Genomic DNA, 19,388 nt, shown 5'->3' on the forward strand with positions numbered 1-19,388 from the left:
CGATTTCCGTGCAGGTCGAGCTGCCCACGTGCAGCGACGTCCGCCGCGAGGCGCGGCTCCCGCCGGTCCGAGTTCCGGCGTCCCGGGCGGCGGCAGGCGTACGGCTATCCTTGGGCCCGCAGCCGCATCCGGTGGCGGCTCCAGGTGCTGTGTGGTCCGAGAGGAACGTTGGCGTGCCGCATCCATCCAGGCCGACCGTCACGCTGCACGACGTGGCCGCGGCTGCCGGTGTGTCGGTGGCCACGGCGTCGAGGGTGCTCGGTGGCAGCTCGCGCACGGTCGCCCCCGAGTACGAGCGCAAGGTGCTGGCTGCCGCGGCCGAACTGCGGTACACCTCCGACATGTCGGCGCGCGCCATGCGGCGCAAGAGCGACTCGATCGCGCTGGTCGCCGACGACCTCACCACGCCCACGATCGGTATCGTGGTCGCCGCGATGGAGCGCCAGGCCCGCACGGTGGAGTCGTTCGTCAGCGTCTCGTCGACCGGCGGCACGCCGGAGCGGCAGTACGAGACGGTGCGCACGCTGTGCGCCCTGCGCCCCCAGGCCCTCGTCCTGACCTCGAGCCGGTTCGAGGCCAAGGCGCTGGGCGGGCGGCTGCTCGACGAACTTCTGGCCTACGAGCAGCAGGGCGGCCGGGTCGTGGTCTTCGGCAACACCGACATGCCCTTCGACTCGATCACCGTCGACGACCGCGGTTCGGCGCGGCCGATGGGCGCGCACCTGGCGCAGACCGGCCACCAGCGGGTGGTGATCCTCGCCGGGCCGCGGGACAAGGCCAACGTCAGCGCGCGTACGTCGGGCTTCGTCGAGGGTCTGCTGTCGGGCGGCGTGGACGCGCAGGATGTGCGCATCGTCAACTGCGAGGTGAGCCGCCAGGGTGGTTTCGACGCCACGACCAGGCTCATCGAGGAGGGGCTGGGCCAGGTCGAGGCGATCGTCGCGGCCAACGACCTCATCGCGGTCGGAGCCCTGTCGGCCTGCCGGGCGGGCGGGGTCGCCGTGCCGTCCCGGGTCTCGGTGGCCGGGTTCGACGACATTCAGCTCGCGGTGGACGTCACGCCGCGGCTGACCACCGTGGCGCTGCCGCTGGCCGAGATCGGCGCGGAGTCGATCCGGCTCGCGCTGGCTCCGCGCTCCGGTGCCGAGGCGCCCGCCGGTCCGGGTGCCGGCGGCCCTACGCGGGAGACGGTGCTGGGCACGCTCGTCGTGCGCGACAGCACCACCACCCGCACCAGCTGACCCCATCGGCCGTGGATCTGGCCAGGTCAGAAGGTATGTCCGCACGGTAGTCTCCGGGTCCGGCGAGCTCTCGCCGCAGCCGTGTCGAGGGCATGTCCGGGGAAGGTCCGCGGTCATGGGCCGGAAACACTTGACGGCGCGTCCGCTGGGATGCAGACTGCTGCGGAATACGTTTTCCCGGTGATGTTCCGTCGCATCGACTGAGGTCACACCTCGGCTGACGCGTCATCCGTTGCTCATGTGAAGGAGGGTCGTGACTGCTCTCAGCGAGCTCCAGCGGCTCCGCGCTTCCAGGGGCGGCTCTGCCCGCAAGCGGGACAACAAGGCCGCCTTCCTGTTCCTGCTGCCCTGGTTCGCCGGGCTGCTGCTCATCACCGCCGGCCCGATCGTCATGTCTTTCGGACTCGGCTTCACCGACTACAACCTGATCGAAGCGCCGCAGTTCAACGGCCTGGACAACTTCGAGCGGATGCTGACCGACGAGCGGCTGCACCACGCGCTCGGCGTCACGTTCACGTACGTGCTGGTCTCCGTGCCGTTGCAGCTGGCCTGCGCCTTGGGGCTGGCGTTGCTGCTGGACCGCGGCCTGCGCGGGATGTCGTTCTACCGCTCGGCGTTCTACCTGCCGTCGCTGCTGGGCTCCAGCGTCGCGATCGCCGTGCTCTGGCGGCAGATCTTCGGCGCCGAGGGCATGGTCAACCAGGTCCTGGACCTGATCGGCGTGCAGGGCCGAGGCTGGATCTCCGACCCTGACACGGCGCTGTCGACGCTGGTGGTGCTGAACGTCTGGACCTTCGGCGCCCCGATGGTCATCTTCCTGGCCGGGCTGCGCCAGATCCCGGTCATGTACTACGAGGCGGCGTCGGTGGACGGCGCGCCCAGGTGGATGCAGTTCCGCAAGATCACCCTGCCGCTGCTGTCACCGATCATCTTCTTCAACCTGGTGCTGCAGATCATCCACGCGTTCCAGTCGTTCACGCAGGCGTTCGTCGTCTCCGGCGGCAGCGGCGGGCCCTCCGACTCGACCCTGTTCTACACGCTCTACCTCTACCAGCGCGGATTCAACAACTTCGACATGGGGTACGCCTCGGCGCTCGCCTGGCTCCTGCTGGTGATCATCGGAGCGTTCACCGCCGTCAACTTCTGGGCCGCCAAGCATTGGGTGTTCTACGATGACTAACCTCGACGCTTCCCCGATCAGGCGCTCCACCCGCCCTGCCGCCGACAGGCGTGACCGGCGGACGGCGGTGCGCACGGCGGCCAAGCACCTCGGCCTCATCCTGCTCGCACTGATCATGCTCTACCCGGTGCTGTGGATGGCGGTCAGCTCGCTGCGGCCCAACGACGAGATCTTCCGCAGCCCCGGACTGGTCCTGGACGGCCTGCAGGCCGAGAACTACCCCCTGGGCTGGGAGGCGCTCGCCTCGCCGTTCGGGCATTACATGATCAATTCGGCGATCGTCGTGGTCGGCGCCATCATCGGCAACCTCGTCTCCTGCTCGATGGCGGCCTACGCCTTCGCCCGGCTCGACTTCACGGGCAAGCGCTGGTGGTTCGCGATCATGCTCGGCACGATCATGCTGCCGATCCACGTGATCATCGTGCCGCAGTACATCATGTTCTCCCAGATCGGATGGGTGAACACGTTCCTGCCGCTGATCGTGCCGAAGATGCTGGCCACGGATGCGTTCTTCGTCTTCCTGATGGTCCAGTTCATCCGCGGCCTGCCCCGCGAGCTCGACGAGGCCGCCCGTATCGACGGTGCGGGGCATCCGCGGATCTTCCTGCGGGTCATCCTGCCGCTGATGGTGCCGGCCCTGGCCACCACCACCATCTTCACGTTCATCTGGACCTGGAACGACTTCTTCAGCCAGCTGATCTACCTGACCGACCCCGACATGTACACCGTCCCGGTCGCGCTGCGCTCATTCGTGGACTCCACGGTCGCCACCTCCTGGGGCTCGATGTTCGCCATGAGCGTGGTCTCGCTGATCCCCATCTTCCTGGCGTTCCTGATCGGCCAGCGCTTCCTGATCAAGGGCATCGCCACCACCGGGATCAAGTAACCAGACCCTGCTCCAGCACCTGCTCACCCGCACCACCCACCCCCGCAGAACGCACCTCCCCCTCGGAAGGACATTTCATGCGATACACCCCTAGCCGCCGGGCCGCGCTGGCCCTCGCGGTCTCCCTGGCCGCCACGGCCGCGCTGGCCGCCTGCGGCAGCGGCGGCGGCGACGCCTCCGGCGAGCTGACCAAGGACCCGGTCACCCTCCGCTTCACCTGGTGGGGCTCCGACGCCCGCCACCAGCGCACCCAGCAGGTCATCGACCTGTTCCAGAAGGCGCACCCGAACATCACGGTCAAGGGCGAGTTCAAGGACTGGAACGGGTACTGGGACAGCCTCGCCACCACGGTCGCCGCCAACGACGCGCCCGACATCATCCAGATGGACGAGCTCTACCTGGCCTCCTACGCCGAGCGTGGCGCGCTGCTCGACCTCGGCACGGCGAGCAAGTACCTGCCCACGGCCGACTTCGACCCCAACGCCCTGGGCACCGGCCAGATCGGCGGCAAGCAGTACGCGCTGCCGGTCGGCCTGTCCACCTACGCCGTCGTCGTCAACACCGACCTGCTGGCCCAGTACAACATCCCCGTCCCCGACGATGCCACCTGGACCTGGGACGACCTCAAGACCATCGGCGGACAGATCTCCAAGGCCAGCGGCGGCAAGGTCACCGGCGTGCAGTCGTGGGGCTTCGACGCCGGCGGCGTCAACATCTGGGCCCGCCAGGCCGGCGCGTCGCTCTACGACGACAAGGGCGACGTCGCCATCCCGCCGCAGGTTCTCGCCGCCTACTGGCAGTACCTGGCGGACCTCGCCAAGGACGGCGTCGCACCGGCCCCGTCGGTGAGCATCGAGCGCGCCGGAGCCGGCCTCGACCAGTCCGGCACCGCGACCAACACCTCGGTGTTCGCCACCTGGTGGAACACCCAGCTCACCTCGCTGGCCAAGGCCAGCGGCAAGAACCTCAAGCTCCTCCGGCTGCCCGGTGAGGCGCAGACCGCGGGCGCGTACTACAAGCCGTCGATGTTCTGGTCCGTCTCGTCGCGGTCCAAGCACCCGGCCGAGTCGGCCCTGTTCGTGGACTTCCTCGCCAACAGCCAGCAGGCCGCCGACATCCTGCTGACCGACCGCGGCGTGCCCGCCAACACCAAGATCCGGGCAGCGATCACGCCGAAGCTCACGGCCACCGACAAGGCCGCTGCGGAGTTCCTCGACTCCGTCAAGGTCAGCAAGCCGCCGCGCGTGACGCCCAACGGGGCCAGCGGGATCGAGGCGATCCTCAAGCGCTACACCGAGGAGGTCCTCTTCGGGCGGATGACCCCGCAGCAGGCGGCCGAGAAGTTCATCGCCGAGCTGCAGGCAGAGATCAAGGCAGCCTGACCCCGAGGGGTGGGCGCGCGGCCGGCGCGCCCACCCCGCATCCCGATCCCGCACGGGAACAAGCACACGTGACAAGGAGCAGCAGGACGTCATGTCCCATCCCAGATACCGCACGGCGATCGTCGGCACCGGAGGCATCGCCGCCGCCCATGCCCAAGCCCTGCGCGACCACGACGACCGCGCCGAGCTGGCCGCCGTCGTCGACGTGGACCCCGCGCGGGCCCGGGACTTCGCCGCCGCCTGGGGCGTGCCGAAGGTCTATGCGAGCCTGACCGAACTGCTGCGCGACGAACCCGTGGACCTCGTCCACCTGTGCACGCCACCGGCATCGCACGCGCCGCTGGCCCTGCAGTGCCTGCAGGCCGGCGTCACCGTCCTGGTGGAGAAGCCCCCGACCCTGTCGCTGGCCGAACTCGACACCCTCGCGGGGGCCGCCCGGCAGTCCGGTGCCCACGTCGCCACGGTGTTCCAGCACCGCTTCGGCGCCGGGGCGCTGCGGCTGCGGGCCATGGCCCGAGCCGGGCAGCTGGGCCGCTCGCTGCTGGCGACCTGTGTGACGCAGTGGTACCGCGACGACGCCTACTTCGACGTCCCCTGGCGCGGACGGTGGGAGACCGAAGGCGGCGGGCCGACGATGGGCCACGGCATCCACCAGTTCGACCTGCTGCTCTCGGTGCTCGGGCCGTGGGAGACGGTCACCGCCGTCGCCGCCCGCCGGGCCCGCCGCATCGAGACCGAAGACGTGTCGATGGCACTGGTGACCTTCGCCGACGGCACGGTGGCCTCCGTCGTCAACTCCGTCGTCTCGCCCCGGCAGACCTCGGCACTGCGCTTCGACTACGAACACGCCACCGTCGAACTCGAACACCTCTACGGCTACCGCGACGACGACTGGACGGTGACCGCGGCACCCGGCCACACCGACGTCGAGACACAGTGGCGGTTGTCTCGCACCGACGGAACCAGCGGCCATGCCGGGCAGCTGGCAGCCGTCTACGACGCGCTCGACGCGGGTTCGCCGCCGCCGGTGACGCTCGCCGACACCAGGCAGACGGTCGAGTTCATCGCCGCCCTGTACGCGTCCGCGTTCACCGGCGAACGCGTCCACAGCGGGCAGATCGGCCCCGACAGCCCCTTCGCCCAGGCGATGAACGGAACAGGAACCCCATGGCAGGCAGTGACCGTCCGATGAACCTCCACGTCGACCACGCCCTGGGCCGCGACGTCACCGTGTCAACCGGTGACCGGCCGCTGTTCACCTACACCTACCGGCCGGACACGGTGCGACTCGAATCGCCGAAGCCCTACCTGCACCCGATCCGCACCCTGGCCGGCGACGTCGTGTCGCTGTTCCGGCCGCACGACCACGTCTGGCACAAGGGCATCGCCTGGTCGCTGCCCCACGTCGGCGAGCACAACTTCTGGGGCGGTCCGACCTACGTGCACGGCAGCTTCTACGTGCAGCTGGACAACAACGGCAGCGCGGTGCACCGCGAGATGACGGATCTGTCGGCAGCGGCCGGGCGGGCCGACATCGGGCACCGCCTGGACTGGATCTCACAGGACGGCGAGGCTGTCATCGACGAGCACCGTGCTCTCACCGCCACCGTCCTGGACGGCACCAGCTGGGTGCTGACCTTCCAGACCGCCATGACCAACGTGTCGGGCGCGACCCTGGACATCGGCTCGCCGACCACGAAGGGCCGGGACAACGCGGGGTACGGCGGCCTGTTCTGGCGTGGTCCGCGGTCGTTCACCGGCGGCACGGTCCAGTCACCGGCCGGCACCGGCGCCGACGACCTGCGCGGCAGCCGGGCCGACTGGTTCGCCTTCCGCGGCCGCCACGACGAGACCGGCCGCGCGTCGACCATCGTCATGGTCGACGACGCCGGCAACCCGCACCACCCGCCGCAGTGGTTCACCCGCAGCGAGGAGTTCGCCTGCCTGTGCCCGGCGCCGTTCTTCAGCGAGGAACTGGCGCTCGACGCAGGACAGACGGTCACCTTCCGGTATGCCGTGCTCGTCGCATCGGGTGACCACGGCGACGACGGCACCACCGCGCTGGCCGACCAGGCGCGCTCGGCCTTGGCGCGGACGCGGACGGTGTCGGCGGTGGGCAGCGTGGCGGCATGAGCCTGCCAGGCTTCCCCGGCGGCACCTCCGTGACCAGGCTGTCGGTGTACTCGGGTCGGTGTGCGGACGGCCTGGCCGGAGGCACCCCGCACCTGCACACCGCCTCCACCGAGGCCTACGTCGTGATCGGTGGTGAGGGCGAGCTGCAGACGCTGGACGCGTCGGGATTCCGGCAGACTCCGCTGCGGGCCGGTTCGACGGTGTGGTTCACACCCGGCACCATCCACCGCGCGGTCAACCACGACGACCTGCAGGTCGTCGTGGTGATGCAGAACGCCGGCCTGCCGGAGGCCGGCGACGCGGTGATGACGTTTCCGCCGGAGGTGGTGGCCGACCCGGTCCGGTATGCGGCGGCCGCCGCCCTTCCGGCTGGTGCGGGCGCCGACGAGCTGGACGAGGCGGTGCGGCGGCGCCGAGATCTCGCCGCCGACGGGTTCCTGCGCCTGGTGGCCGACGCGCAGCAGGGCGACCTCGCGCCCCTCAGGCAGCTCTACGCCAGCGCGGTGGCGCTGGTGCGCCCGCGGGTGGCGGGCTGGCGGGAACTGTGGCACGACGCCGTCGAGCAGCAGGCCCGGCAGACCGAGGAGGTCCTCGACGCGCTGGAGGGCGGCGACGGGAGCCATCTGGAGACCTCGATGGTCCTGGAGTCGCCGCCGAGCGAGTCGGCTCGGTGGGGCATGTGCGGTCGTCTGTTCACGCATGACGTGTCCCGCCCTGTGATCCTATCTGGAATGCGTTATCCCGAGGAGCCTGCCGCCTGAGCCTGGTTCGGCCGCGCTGACGGCGCCGGGTTCGCTGCTGCGGAAAATGCGTTGAGCTGCCCTGATCCTCTTGTGTCGTCCATCCGGTCGCCCGCGTTCGGGCGGTGGTCGGCGATGCGGCCCATCCGTGTGGCTGCCGCAGGTCTGACGCGACGTCAGGTCTGCGGCAACCGTGCGGGTGGGCCGCTTTCGGCTGCGCTTCGCTGTGATGCCATAACACCTGGTGGTTTCCGTTCTGGATGGATCAGGTTAAAAGTCGTCGTTGAATGTTGCGGACCGATGTGATGGAATACGTTTTCCGAGGGCTCGGAGGGAGCTGCCTACTCCGTCCGAGGTCCCGGAAGTCCGTCGGCGACCTGCCCAGCCGGCGACGGACGGTGCCCAGCCCATCCCACCTGGACTCTCCTCCAAGGAGCGCACCGATGCCCCCTCTACCGCCGAGCACGTCCCATCCTTCAGCCCGGCTCCGCCCACTCAGCTTCCTTGCGTCCGCCGCCATGCTCGTCAGCGGGCTGGCGGTCTCCATCGCGGCACCTGCCCAGGCCGCCAACACCACCTACTACGTCGACTCCGTAGCCGGCCTCGACAGCAACACCGGTCTCAGCCAGGCCCAGCCGTGGAAGAGCCTCGGCAAGGTGAACGCGACGACCTTCGGATCCGGTGACCGGATCCTGCTCAAGGCCGGCAGCAGGTGGACCGGCCAGCTGTGGCCCAAGGGCTCCGGCGCCGCCGGCTCGCCGATCGTCATCGACTCCTACGACTCCGGAGCCAAGCCCCGCATCGACGGCGCCGGCGCCGTGGCCGACGCGGTCCGCCTGTTCAACCAGGAGTACTGGACGATCCGCAACATCGAGGTGACCAACACGGTGCCCCCGACCGGAACCCCCGGCGCCAACCTGCGCGACCTGCGGGGCATCCACGTCAGCGGCGACAACAGCCAGACCCTGGACGGGTTCGTGATCGACGCCGTCAACGTGCACGACGTCACCGGCCAGGTCAACTGGATCGGCGGAGACACCGCCGACAACGCCCCCGGCATCAACTTCAAGACCGGCTGGGACGCGTCCAAGAAGACCGGCGGCATCGTCTTCGACACGACCGTGCCCAACATCGCCGCGCCCCCCAGCACGCCGACGATCCTCAACAACGCGGTGATCCAGAACTCGACGATCGCCAACACCTCGTTCGCGGGCATCTCGATCAAGCAGTACACGGGATCCGACACCGGTGCGGTCGCCACCGGCTGGGGCAGCCGCGCCAACGCCGGCGACACGAAGTTCAAGCCCCACACCAACTTCGTGATCCGCAACAACTACATCACCCAGGCCGGCACGAACTACGGCTGCAACGGCATCTACATGACCGACGTACGCGGCGGCACCATCGAACGCAACATCGTCGACCGCGCCGGCACCTCCGGCATCGAGACGTACTTCGCCGACAACGTCACCATCCAGTTCAACGAGGTCTTCGGCACCACGCAGAAGGCGGGCGGCGCCGACTCCAACGGCATCGACACCGACAAGGCGACCACCGCCCAGGTGGTCCAGTACAACTACATCCACCACAACGGCGACGGGATCCTGCTCTGCCAGTTCGCGTTCGGCGACGTCAAAGTGCGCTACAACGTGATCACCAGCAACACCCGCTACCAGATCTACCTGCACTCCGACGCGGCAGCCAACGCCAACGTCTACAACAACACCATCTACAACGACGCGAGCAACTACCTCATCTACGGCTACGGCGACTCCCTGGCCTCCCGCTACGCCATAACGAACAACATCCTCTACACCACCAGGGCAAACGCCACCCTGACGACCAGCCCGACCATCACCTACAGCCGCAACCTGTACGGCGGCGCGGCACTGAGCGTGCCGGCCGGCGACACCGGCGCCAAGGTCGGCGACCCGCGGTTCGTCTCCGCACCGATCAACGCGCCATGGGGCACCCCGGCCACCGGACCCGCCCTGGCCGCCGCCCACGAACTGCAGGTGTCCGCAACCTCGCCGGCGGTCAACGCCGGCACCGCCGTCAGCGGCAACGGCGGACGGGACTACGCGGGCAACCCGCTCTACAACGGCGCCGCCGACATCGGCGCCTTCGAGCAGGCCGGCGGCACCGTGCCGCCTGACGTCACGCAGCACACCTTCGACGCCCTGCCCACCGGGACGCTCGCCAGCGGGACCGACGGCCTGACCGTCAGCGCGGCAGGCGGCTCCGTCGCGGTGATCGAGGTGCCCAGCGCCTCGGACAAGAGCGTGCTGCTGACCCGCACGACCAACACCGGCAGCACGAGCGTCTCCCAGACCTTCGCCACGCCGCTGGTGGGCACGGTGACCGTCGAGGCCAACGTCATGCGCCAGAGCGCCTACGTCTCCGGCAACGACTACTTCGCCATTCCGTACATCCGCGGCGCCAACGGCCTCAACGCGGTCAGCCTCGCGATGACGAAGAACACCATCCAGGCGTACTCCGGGTCGACGCTGGTCACCGTCGGGTCGTACACGCCGGGTCGCTGGTACAACCTGCGGATCGTGATCAGCACCGCCAGCCAGACCTTCGACCTCTACCTCGACGGCGCCCTCGTGCTGGACAACAGCACCTTCCGCAACGCCCTGCCCGGGGTCGCCCAGATCGACTTCTACGCCAACAGCTCCAACTACGGCAGCGTCGTCGTCGACGACATCAGGACGTCCGTAGCGCCCTGATCAGCACCAGAGCGACCGGCGCCGTGCACCTGGCAGGCAACCCAGGTGCACGGCGCCGGTCGTGCCTTCAGCCGACCCGGCAGGTCGTCACCCCGCCGCTCCGCGGGCCAGGCCGGTGATGTCGACCGGCTTGCCGGCCAGGACCTCGGCATGGTGGATCGCGGCGACCGGTCCCCATCGCCTCGCCAGGCGCTGCGCCCGGGGGGTCAACCGGACGGCCGGGTCGAGCCGGACGGGCGTCACATGAAGCTCGAGCACGACCTCGTCCCTCCCGCGGAAGCCGCCGAGGTCGATCGTCCACGGCTCGCCGCTCCAGAAGAGGTCGTCGAACGGCTCCGCGCCGGGCAGGTTGACGTGCGCGACGTCACCGACCAGGTCGACGCGGAGGACGACCCGCTCGGCGTCGGCCGGCACCGACGGCACCGTCAGCCGGTAGCAGGCACCGTGCTCGCCGACCTCCGCCCGGGTGGGCGCGCTGGCACGCCCGTTGAACGACCGACGGATCGGCGAGCGCTCGGAGGCTGCGTGTACCAGGCGGACATCCACCGGCGCGCAGGGCGGCCCCGCGGACAGGTCCTGCCGACGCCAGCCCAACGTGCCGGTGTCGAACAGCTCCACGGTGCCGGAGGCCTCCGGAAATGCCAGCAGGGCGCCGTCACGGACCACGATCTCGGCGTCGCTGAGCACGACCTGGCGGCGGCCGGACACCGTCGGGGTCCAGACCCGCAGCGACTGGTCGGAATCGAGCACGACGACATGGAGCCGCTGTCCGGTCGGCGCCGTCACGGTGGTGACCGCACCGCCCGGCTCGAGGTCGATCACGGACTGCGGGTCATCGCACTCAGCCGGCGAACCGTTCCCGACGCTCATCTGGGCAGGCAGTCCCGGATGGGCGTACATGAACAGAATCGGCGTGCCGTCATCGGCCGCCAGTTCGGTGAGCACGGTGGCCGTGGCCCAGCGGATCCGGAAAGCCCCCACCGCCAATCCGACGGGCAGGCACCACAGGGCGCCGGTCGGCACCTCGACGCCTCTCGGCGGGAACAGCACCGGCACACCGTCGTCCAGGCAGACCGCGAACCGCACCCCAGGCACAGCCGGTAGCGGCTCGACCGCCTGATGGTTGTTGACGAAGACGAAACCCTCGACGCCGTCGCTGCGTAGGCACCAGCGCAGGCGGCGATCGCCGGCGATCTCAGGGCTGCCGTTCTGGTCGGGGAATGTCGTCACCATCCCCGCCAGGCGCGAACCGAACGCCTCGAGGAAGCTGTGCTGCAGGGCGAGACGGCGGAAACTCTCCCGCACCCGCATGTCCCGTCCTATCGGGGCGTGGAAGTCGTAGTTGAGCCGGGGCGTGTCGTTCGGGTACCCGGTGTGATGTGACTCTTGCAGCCCGTCGGGGGCCTCCGGGTTCGTGCCGCCGACGTACATGTAGTAGCCCTGCCACACCGATCCGCTGCCGATCTTGACATGCCCGACCGCGGCGACGTCCAGCGCGGACGGCACCGGTCGGCGGTGGTACGCGACGGCCATGCCGCCCCCGAGTTCACACGTCGCCGGTGGCAGGTCGGGGTGCTTGGACCCGGGCACGTCGCTCCAGCCCGCACCGGCGAGGTCCTTGCCGACGCCGGGGTCGTCCCACCGGTCGCAGAAGAAGAAGTGGGAGCGGAACGAGTCGTCCCAGTCCTCGTGGGCGTCGACCCAGAAGCCCTCGGAGTACCCGGAGTACACCGGGAACACCTCGGGGACCGGAAGCTGCGCGTTGCCCCAGCCGGTGGCCGTCCACAGGGCCGGTTCGATGCCCGCCGCCTTCGCCACCGCCTTGAGGGTGCGGATGTGCTGCGGATCGCCGTACAGCTCGTTCTCGATCTGTACGGCGACCACCGGGCCCGCCGGCGCGCACAGCGGGCCGAGTTCGCGGCCGAGGCTGCGGAAGTAGCGCTCCACGTCGGCCAGGTAACCGGCGGAGTCGGTGCGCAGTGCATCGTGCCTGGCGACGAGCCAGTCCGGGTGGCCGCCGTGGCGGACCTCGCCGTGGCACCACGGTCCGATGCGCACGATCGCCGGTAGCCCCTGCGCGGCGCACAGCCGCAGGAATGCGGCCAGGTCGCGGTTGCCGGTGAAGTCGGGCTCCTGGTCGGCCAGGGGCTGATGATGGTTCCAGAAGACGTAGGTCGACACGAGGTCGACCCCGCCGGCCCGCAGCAGTTCAAGTGCCGGCTGCCACAGCCGACGGTCAAGTCGGCTGAAATGGATCTCGCCGCTGACGGGAAGCCATCGGCGTCCGTCCCGCAGCAGGGAGCGGTTCGTCACGACCAGCCCGGATGTCTGGCCGGCGGTCTCGGCGACGACCACGCGTTCGGCGGTGGGCCAGGGCCGATGCCGGACACTGCGGTCCACCGGCGGCTCCGGCGCCCCGGCAGGCGGTGGCGCTGCGCCGGGCGAGATCGTCATGCTGACTCCTGCGGTTGCGGTCGGGTACGGACACCGGCGTCGAGCCGGTCGGTGAGGTCGCACGCCAGCTCGTGAGCCGGATCGGCGGCGAGGACGGCGTCGAGGTGGCACCTGGCGATGGCGACGTCACCGGCGAGCAGCGCGAGCTGTCCCCGCAGAAGCGCCACCGTGATGTCGCGGTGCCGCTGCGGGTCGTCGAACAGCGTCAGCGAGGGCAGCGAGGTGGCGAAGTAGTCGACGACGGCCGGTGTGCTGTCGAGCTGCTCGGCGTGCCGCGCGAGCCCGGCCGCCAACGCGTCGGCGTGCTCGCGCTCGCCGAGCCGGCGAGCCGCCAGGATCGAGAAGTAGGTGATGTCGCAGCAGGCCGGCGGGGTGGAGTCGGCCGCGGACCCGGCAGCCGCCCGCCAGCGTACCCTTGCGCCGTCGTGGTCTCCTGACGCGTAGAGCGCGTCTGCGAGGGCGTTCAGCAGCCGAGCCGGGTTCGCCAGCGGATGGCGAGCCTCGCCCAGGGACTGCGGCGGCTGCAGCGCCGCCTGGACGTGGGCGACGGCCGCCGCGGCGTCCGCGCGCTCCATCGCCTGCTCTGCCAGGCGCAGGCGGGTCCGCTCCCAGGCTCGGAGCACCTGGCCCTCACCGCCTTCCCACGGCTGGAACCGGCGGTTCTCCAGCACGGCGAGCGCGTCGGCGGCTCTGCCGGCCGTGACCAGCAGCTGGGCGTACTCGACCGCCAGGTCGTCCCGCTCGGTCACCGCCGCCGGATGCAGCTCGAGCCGCTGGAGGCGGATGTCGGCCGCCACGCCGATGCGCTTGGACAGCTGGTCGGCCTCCGACAGCAGCCGGGCATCGCCTGGTGCCCGCCGCAGCGCCTGCTCGTACGCCGTGGTGGCAGCCTGCGGATCGTCGCGGTGGTTGTACTCGGCCAGCGCGAGGTTGCGCCACACCACAGGATCGGAGGGGTCGTCGGCCAGCGACTGCTGCCAGCACGCGATCGCGTCATCGACCCGCTGGTGGGCGTAGTACCAGTGGCCGAGCAGCGCGGCCGCGGTGGCATCGGCCGGGTCGGCCGCCAGCGCGGCCTGCAGGGCGGCGACGTCGTCCAGGCGGGAGGCGAAATTCCACGTGCGGTCCGCGCGGCGGGCGCGGGCCCGCGCCTCGGCCGCGCCCGCGACGTCGCCGAGATCGTCGGCGACCACCGCGGCCTGGTAGTCGGCCAGCACCGCGCAGGCGGTCTGACCCAGCGGGCGACCGGCGTCGGCGGCACGGGCCTCGTCGAGCAGCTTCCTGGCGGTGCGCAGCTCGCCGATCCGGGCGTTCTCGATGGCGACGTCGAGCAGGGTCTGCGCCTCGGTGTGACCGCGGTCGGCGTCGAGGCGGCCGGCCAGATGGAGGGCCCAGACATCCACCGGGTCCAGCGCCAGGGTCTCGGTGAGCAGCTGCTCAGCCTCGGCGGTGCGGCCCAGCCGGCGCAGCAGCACCACCATGAGATCCCGGACCTGCAACTGGTCAGGCCGGGTCCGCAGTGCCTCGGCGGCCCGCTCGGCGGCCCGGACGTCGCGGCCGCAGCGGGCGTCGATGATCGCCATCTGATGGTGTCCCGCGCCTGCCCAGCCTGCGACCCACGTCGCCTTGGCGAATGCCGCGTACGCCTCGTCGTCGCGGCCGCGGCGGGCGAGGGTGAGGCCGAGCAGGTAGTGCGCTTCGCCGCTCTCCGGGTTCGGGTTCAGCGCCGTCAGCCGGGCCACGGCGGTCCGCAGGTGCTCCTCGGCCTCGGCGAAGCGCGCCTGGCCGTAGCGCCGTGCCGCCAGCGCGGTGTGCACGGCGGCATTGCCCGGATCGCGGCTCAGCGCCTCCAGCCAGTACGGCTCCGGTGATCGTGTCGCGTGCCGGTACTGCTCCAGATGGCGGCCGGTCAGGTACAGCTGTTCGACGGAGGCGATCTGCGCCGGCGGCGCGGGCTCGCGTGCGGGCTGTGCCGGCTCGGCGTCCTGCGTGCCGCCTGCCGATGGCGGGCGCTGCCAGCTCAGCAGGGGCCGGCCGTCGCGGCGCACCTCGACCGAGTGCGGCGCGGGCGAGTCGACCGTGACGGTGACCGGGCGGTCAGGGCCGAGTGTCACCTGCTCGCTGTGCAACCGGCCGCCGTGGCGATCGTTCACCACCACCTCGACCGCACCCAGGCTTCCGGTGGCGTCGAAGTGCAGCAGGGTGCGCGTGCCCTCGCGCGCCAGGCCCAGGGCCGCGTCGCGGGTGGCGGCGACCACCGGGCCGGTGCCCGACAGCGGGAACCAGCACTGGGTGAAGGTCTTCGTCTCGCCGGGCGCGAGGTGGGAGAAGTCGGGCTGGTTGTCGGTGAACACACCGGCCATCAGCTCGATGTACGGGGCGCCGTCATCGGCCAGGTTGCGGTTCCAGGCATGCCCGAACGGGGCGTCTCCCCAGGTCCACTGCTTCTTTCCGGTCGCGTAGCGGTGGTCGGCGTAGTGGACGAAGCCGGCTTCGGCACGGTGGTCGTAGCCGCCGAAGAAGTCGCCGCCGGAGTCCAGGCACATGTAGGACGTCGGGACCGGGATGTTGCGCGGCCAGTCCAGCCGGTCGCCCGGCACCCGGTGCGCGCTGTCCGGTCGGCTGTCCAGGTGGCTCAGGCTCGGATAGTCGACGCCGTAGTACGGGCCCGTGGCCGTCGGAAACGTGCTGACGGCCCGTTTCGCGTGATCGGCGACCACCGCCACGTCGGACGGGAAGAACGACTGGTAGTCGGCGTGCACCCGAGCTGCGGCATTGGCCCACCAGAGGAAGGTCTGCGGCTGCTCGCTGCGATTGAACAGGCGGACCTCGACCTCGATGAGCGTCGAGTCCGGGCGTATCCGCACGCCGTGCATGCCTTTCATGCGGGCGAACGGGTCGTGGTCGGAGCACCAGACGGTGCCCGCCGCCTCGTCGACCTCCCAGGCGGTAGGCAGGAAGGTGGTCGGCCGGTGATGCTGCGGCCAGTTGAACTCCACCCCGCCTGCCACCCAGGGGCCCGCCAGCCCGACCAGGGCCGGTTTGATCACCGGATTGGCGTAGAACATGGAGTAGCCGGTGCGTTTGTCCACCGCGAGCTGTATGCGTCCGCCGAGCTCGGGAAGGACCAGTACGCGCAGGTAGGCGTTCTCCAGATGCAGCCCCGTCCAGCGGTGACCGGCACGCGACTCCTGGATCCGGTCATGGAAGGGCAGGGGGAAGACCCGGCCTGAAGAACCTTGGTAGACCCGCCGTTCGAGGTACGCCGGATACGGGCCCGGCGCCTCCGGCAGGTACGTCGGGATGGTGACCGGCGCGGCCCAGGCCGCAACCGGTGCGTCCGCCAGGTGTCGCGGGCGCCGGGGGAGATCGAAGGCAGGCTCCAGCACGAACCGAGGCTAGAGCCGCACCAGCGTACGCAGAATGCACGGATCGACGGTCAACCTGGACGATTCTCTGATTCCCGTTACGCTTGAGCGATGCTCCGGCGCGACGGCTTCCCAGGTCAGCGCCTGCACGTGCTGCCGCGCCTGCTGGTGGACCAGGCGTTGCGGCGTACGCCGACCTCGCACCTGCTCGTCACCGACGCCGGCTACTTCCCCCGCGCGGCGAACCACGGCCGGTCCCGCCCGTCGGGCGCGGGCGAGACCATTGTGATCATGTGCGAGGAGGGCGGCGGCTGGTGCGAACTCGCCGGTGTCAAGCACGACCTCGGCCCGAACGAGTTCCTGGTCATTCCCGCAGGCACGCCGCACAGCTACGCCGCCGCCGCCGCCGAACCGTGGTCGATCTGGTGGCTGCACCTCACCGGCGGCGACATCGGCGACCTGCTCGCCGCCGTCGGCCTCACCGCCGCCGCGCCGACCGCCCCACTCGCCGACCCGTTGCAGGCCTTCGCGCTCGCGGAGTCCGTCTGCGACGCCCTGGCGCACGACGAGACGGCCGCGAGTCTGACCGCCGCGGCCGGCGCGGCCTGGCACCTGCTCGCCCAGTTGGCTGCCGAACGCGACGCCCGGTGGGTGGCCCGAGAACCGATCGCCCGGGTGAAGGACCACCTTCGCGATCACCTCGCGGCGCCCGTGAACCTGCCCGCGCTGGCTGCCCTGGCCGGCTACAGCACGTCCCATTTCTCGGCCCGGTTCCGTACGGCGACGGGGTTCTCCGTCACCGAGTACGTCAAGCGGCTGCGCATGGCCCAGGCGCGTCAGCTGCTGCTCATGACCGACCGCAGCGTAACCGAGATCGCCGCCGCCGTGGGCTACCCCGATCCCTTCTACTTCTCGCGCCACTTCACCAACGTCAACGGCATGAACCCGCGCGAGTTCCGGCGCCGCGACCGGGCCGAACGCGACACTCGCCCACCGGCGTAGGGCGCCCCGGGCGGGAACCGCGGGGCGCATCAGCGGGGTTCCGCAGGGTGGCCGTAGGCGTCGGTGCGAATACGCCCGATGAGGCCTTCTGCACAAGGTCCCGGCAGCGATGCGAGGGCGGTGTCGGCGAACGTGTTCGGGGGTGTCCGGGCGAAGGAGGTCAGGTCGTCGGCGTCGCCGACGATGATGGGGCGCGCTCGCATCAGCGATGCGCAATTGATAACAGTATCGGCAACGGTCGTCAAGTTTTCGTCATCCGATGTTCCGCCATTCCGGCGTTGCGGCCTGGCCAGGGGGCGTGGACCGGTGTCCGAACCGCACGGCCGCCGATCGCCGGAGCTTGACAGTCACCAATGTGAACGCTAACAATCTCCTTGGTCGCAACACCGCCGAAACGCGCCGGGGACAGGGCATCACCCGGCGCCACCGGGCTTCGAACGTGTAGTCCCGCGTCGCTGCACCGACGCGGTCGACGACCTGCGACGGGCACGCCGTGCGACATCGCCCCGTTCCGGACCGGTTGCTCAGGACCGGCCAGGACGTGTCGGCTGTGCTCCGTCGTCTTCCCCATCACCTCGGCGGCTGCGCCGCCGCGAGCAGAGGACGGTACCCCCATGCCCGGTGCACCCACGACTGACACGCCACCTCGAAGGCGCGTCCGGGTAGCCATGACCATCGCCGCCGTCGTCGCCGTCGCGAGCGGGGGTGCGGTCGCCGTGATGACGACCGCCGACGCCGCGACGATCGACCCCACGGCGTACTACCAGCTGATCAACCGGCACAGCGGCAAGGCGCTGGAGATCGCCGACTCGTCCACCGCAGACGGGGCCGCGCTGGTGCAGCGCACCCCGAACGCCGCCGCGACCAACCAGCAGTTCCAGTTCGTCGACTCCGGCGGCGGCTTCCACCGGCTGCGCGCGCGGCACAGCGGCAAGGTCCTCGACGTGTACGAGCGTTCGACGGCCAACGGCGCCAACGTCGTGCAGTGGGCCGACCTCAACGGCACCAACCAGCAGTTCTCCGTGCAGGACATCGACTCCACCTACCTGCAGCTGATCAACCGCAACAGCGGCAAGGCCCTCGACCTGTGGGAGTGGTCGACGGCCGACGGCGCCCGGTACGCCCAGTACGACGACACCAACGGCGTCAACCAGCAGTTCCGACTCGTACGCGTCGGCGGTGGGACCACCCCCACTCCGTCGCCGACCGGCAGCCCCGGCACACCCCCGGCGCAGTACCCGCAGCCCGGCCGGGTCACCGGGGACGTCGGCACGCACGACCCGACGGTGGTGAAGAAGCCCGACGGCACGTACATCCTGGCCGCGACCGGGGTCAACCTGTCGCTGAAGACATCCGCCGACCGGGTCGCGTGGCGCAACGCCGGCGCGGTGTGGCCCAACGGGGCGTCGTGGACCACGACGTACACCAACGGCGACCGCAACCTGTGGGCCCCCGACATCTCCTACCGCAACGGCCAGTACTGGCTGTACTACTCGGCCTCGACCTTCGGCTCGCAGCGGTCCGCGATCTTCCTGGCGACCTCGCCCACCGGCGCGTCCGGGTCCTGGACCCACCGCGGCCTGGTGATCGAGTCGTCGACCGCGGTCAACTACAACGCCATCGACCCCAACCTCGCCGTCGACGACTCCGGCAACTGGTGGCTGACGTTCGGCTCGTTCTGGTCCGGGCTCAAGCTCATCCGCCTCGACAACGCCACCGGTCTGCGCTCGGCCGCCGACACGCAGATCCGCAGCCTGGTGTCACGCCCGAACGCGGGCGGCGCCGTCGAAGCTCCCTACCTCGTCAAGCACGGCGGCTACTACTACCTGTGGATGTCGTTCGATTTGTGCTGCAAGGGCGCGGCCAGCACGTACCGGATCATGGTCGGCCGGTCGGCGAGCCTGACCGGCCCGTACACCGACCGCAACGGCACCGCCCTGACCAGCGGCGGCGGCACCCAGGTCCTGGCCGGCCACGGCTCGATCCACGGGCCCGGACACCAGGCCGTGCTCCAGGACACCGACGGCGAACAGCTCGTCTACCACTACTACGCCGACAACGGCGCCTCGCTGCTCGGCATCAACCGCATCGGCTACGACGCCGCCGGCTGGCCCTACGTCTACTGAACCACCCACCTCCCGCGAAGGAGCTGAACGTGTCGAACAACGAACAGGCGGCCGCACCCCCGCCCTGACGCCGTCGACAGCCTGAACCAGGCGGCCGCTGCCGCCGCCAGGGCAGGGCGGGCGCCAGACGGCGCCCGCCCGGGT

Annotated in this window: 12 protein-coding genes; 10 read left to right on the forward strand and 2 right to left on the reverse strand. The window is 70.4% G+C overall.

Annotated elements, in window-relative coordinates:
- The first annotated feature begins 173 nt into the window (after nucleotides 1–173).
- From QEZ54_RS07605 to QEZ54_RS07640, 8 genes are all read left to right on the forward strand, one after another.
- Nucleotides 174–1,241, forward strand: coding sequence for a LacI family DNA-binding transcriptional regulator (locus QEZ54_RS07605; RefSeq protein ID WP_281303766.1), 1,068 nt, complete (start codon nucleotides 174–176; stop codon nucleotides 1,239–1,241).
- A 253-nt stretch (nucleotides 1,242–1,494) separates the two neighbouring features.
- Nucleotides 1,495–2,421, forward strand: a complete 927-nt coding sequence (locus QEZ54_RS07610; protein ID WP_281303767.1) for a sugar ABC transporter permease — start codon at nucleotides 1,495–1,497, stop codon at nucleotides 2,419–2,421.
- Complete coding sequence (locus QEZ54_RS07615; protein ID WP_281303768.1) at nucleotides 2,414–3,307, forward strand: carbohydrate ABC transporter permease; 894 nt, start codon at nucleotides 2,414–2,416, stop codon at nucleotides 3,305–3,307. Before QEZ54_RS07610 ends, QEZ54_RS07615 begins: the two co-directional genes overlap by 8 nt.
- A 77-nt stretch (nucleotides 3,308–3,384) precedes the next feature.
- Nucleotides 3,385–4,689: a sugar ABC transporter substrate-binding protein gene (locus tag QEZ54_RS07620; protein WP_281303769.1), complete on the forward strand. Its 1,305-nt coding sequence runs from the start codon at nucleotides 3,385–3,387 to the stop codon at nucleotides 4,687–4,689.
- Between the two features lie 91 nt (nucleotides 4,690–4,780).
- Entirely contained in the window at nucleotides 4,781–5,881 is a 1,101-nt protein-coding gene (locus QEZ54_RS07625; protein ID WP_281303770.1) for a Gfo/Idh/MocA family oxidoreductase, read from the forward strand.
- Nucleotides 5,878–6,822: a PmoA family protein gene (locus tag QEZ54_RS07630; RefSeq protein WP_281303771.1), complete on the forward strand. Its 945-nt coding sequence runs from the start codon at nucleotides 5,878–5,880 to the stop codon at nucleotides 6,820–6,822. Before QEZ54_RS07625 ends, QEZ54_RS07630 begins: the two co-directional genes overlap by 4 nt.
- The gene (locus QEZ54_RS07635) at nucleotides 6,819–7,583 is read left to right on the forward strand and encodes a cupin domain-containing protein (RefSeq protein ID WP_281303772.1); all 765 of its coding nucleotides are present in this window, start codon (nucleotides 6,819–6,821) and stop codon (nucleotides 7,581–7,583) included. Before QEZ54_RS07630 ends, QEZ54_RS07635 begins: the two co-directional genes overlap by 4 nt.
- 497 nt (nucleotides 7,584–8,080) lie before the next feature.
- The gene (locus QEZ54_RS07640) at nucleotides 8,081–10,294 is read left to right on the forward strand and encodes a right-handed parallel beta-helix repeat-containing protein (RefSeq protein ID WP_281303773.1); all 2,214 of its coding nucleotides are present in this window, start codon (nucleotides 8,081–8,083) and stop codon (nucleotides 10,292–10,294) included.
- Nucleotides 10,295–10,381: 87 nt separating this feature from the next.
- On the opposite strand, the gene QEZ54_RS07645 is transcribed toward QEZ54_RS07640, so the two are convergent.
- Complete coding sequence (locus tag QEZ54_RS07645) at nucleotides 10,382–12,748, reverse strand: beta-galactosidase (protein WP_281303774.1); 2,367 nt, start codon at nucleotides 12,746–12,748, stop codon at nucleotides 10,382–10,384.
- Nucleotides 12,745–16,137 (reverse strand): DUF5107 domain-containing protein, encoded by a 3,393-nt coding sequence (locus tag QEZ54_RS07650; protein ID WP_281303775.1) that lies wholly within the window; start codon nucleotides 16,135–16,137, stop codon nucleotides 12,745–12,747. The genes QEZ54_RS07645 and QEZ54_RS07650 overlap by 4 nt, the downstream gene beginning before the upstream one ends.
- Before the next feature lie 90 nt (nucleotides 16,138–16,227).
- Here QEZ54_RS07650 and QEZ54_RS07655 point away from each other — a divergent pair, with 90 nt between their 5' ends.
- Both QEZ54_RS07655 and QEZ54_RS07660 read left to right on the forward strand, forming a co-directional pair.
- On the forward strand, nucleotides 16,228–17,118 hold the full coding sequence (locus QEZ54_RS07655) for an AraC family transcriptional regulator (RefSeq protein ID WP_281303776.1): 891 nt from the start codon (nucleotides 16,228–16,230) through the stop codon (nucleotides 17,116–17,118).
- 668 nt (nucleotides 17,119–17,786) lie between these two features.
- On the forward strand, nucleotides 17,787–19,244 hold the full coding sequence (locus tag QEZ54_RS07660; protein WP_281303777.1) for a family 43 glycosylhydrolase: 1,458 nt from the start codon (nucleotides 17,787–17,789) through the stop codon (nucleotides 19,242–19,244).
- The last annotated feature ends 144 nt before the right edge of the window (nucleotides 19,245–19,388 follow it).

Origin of the sequence: Catellatospora sp. KI3, from assembly GCF_029948125.1 — a bacterium.
GTDB lineage: Bacteria > Actinomycetota > Actinomycetes > Mycobacteriales > Micromonosporaceae > Catellatospora.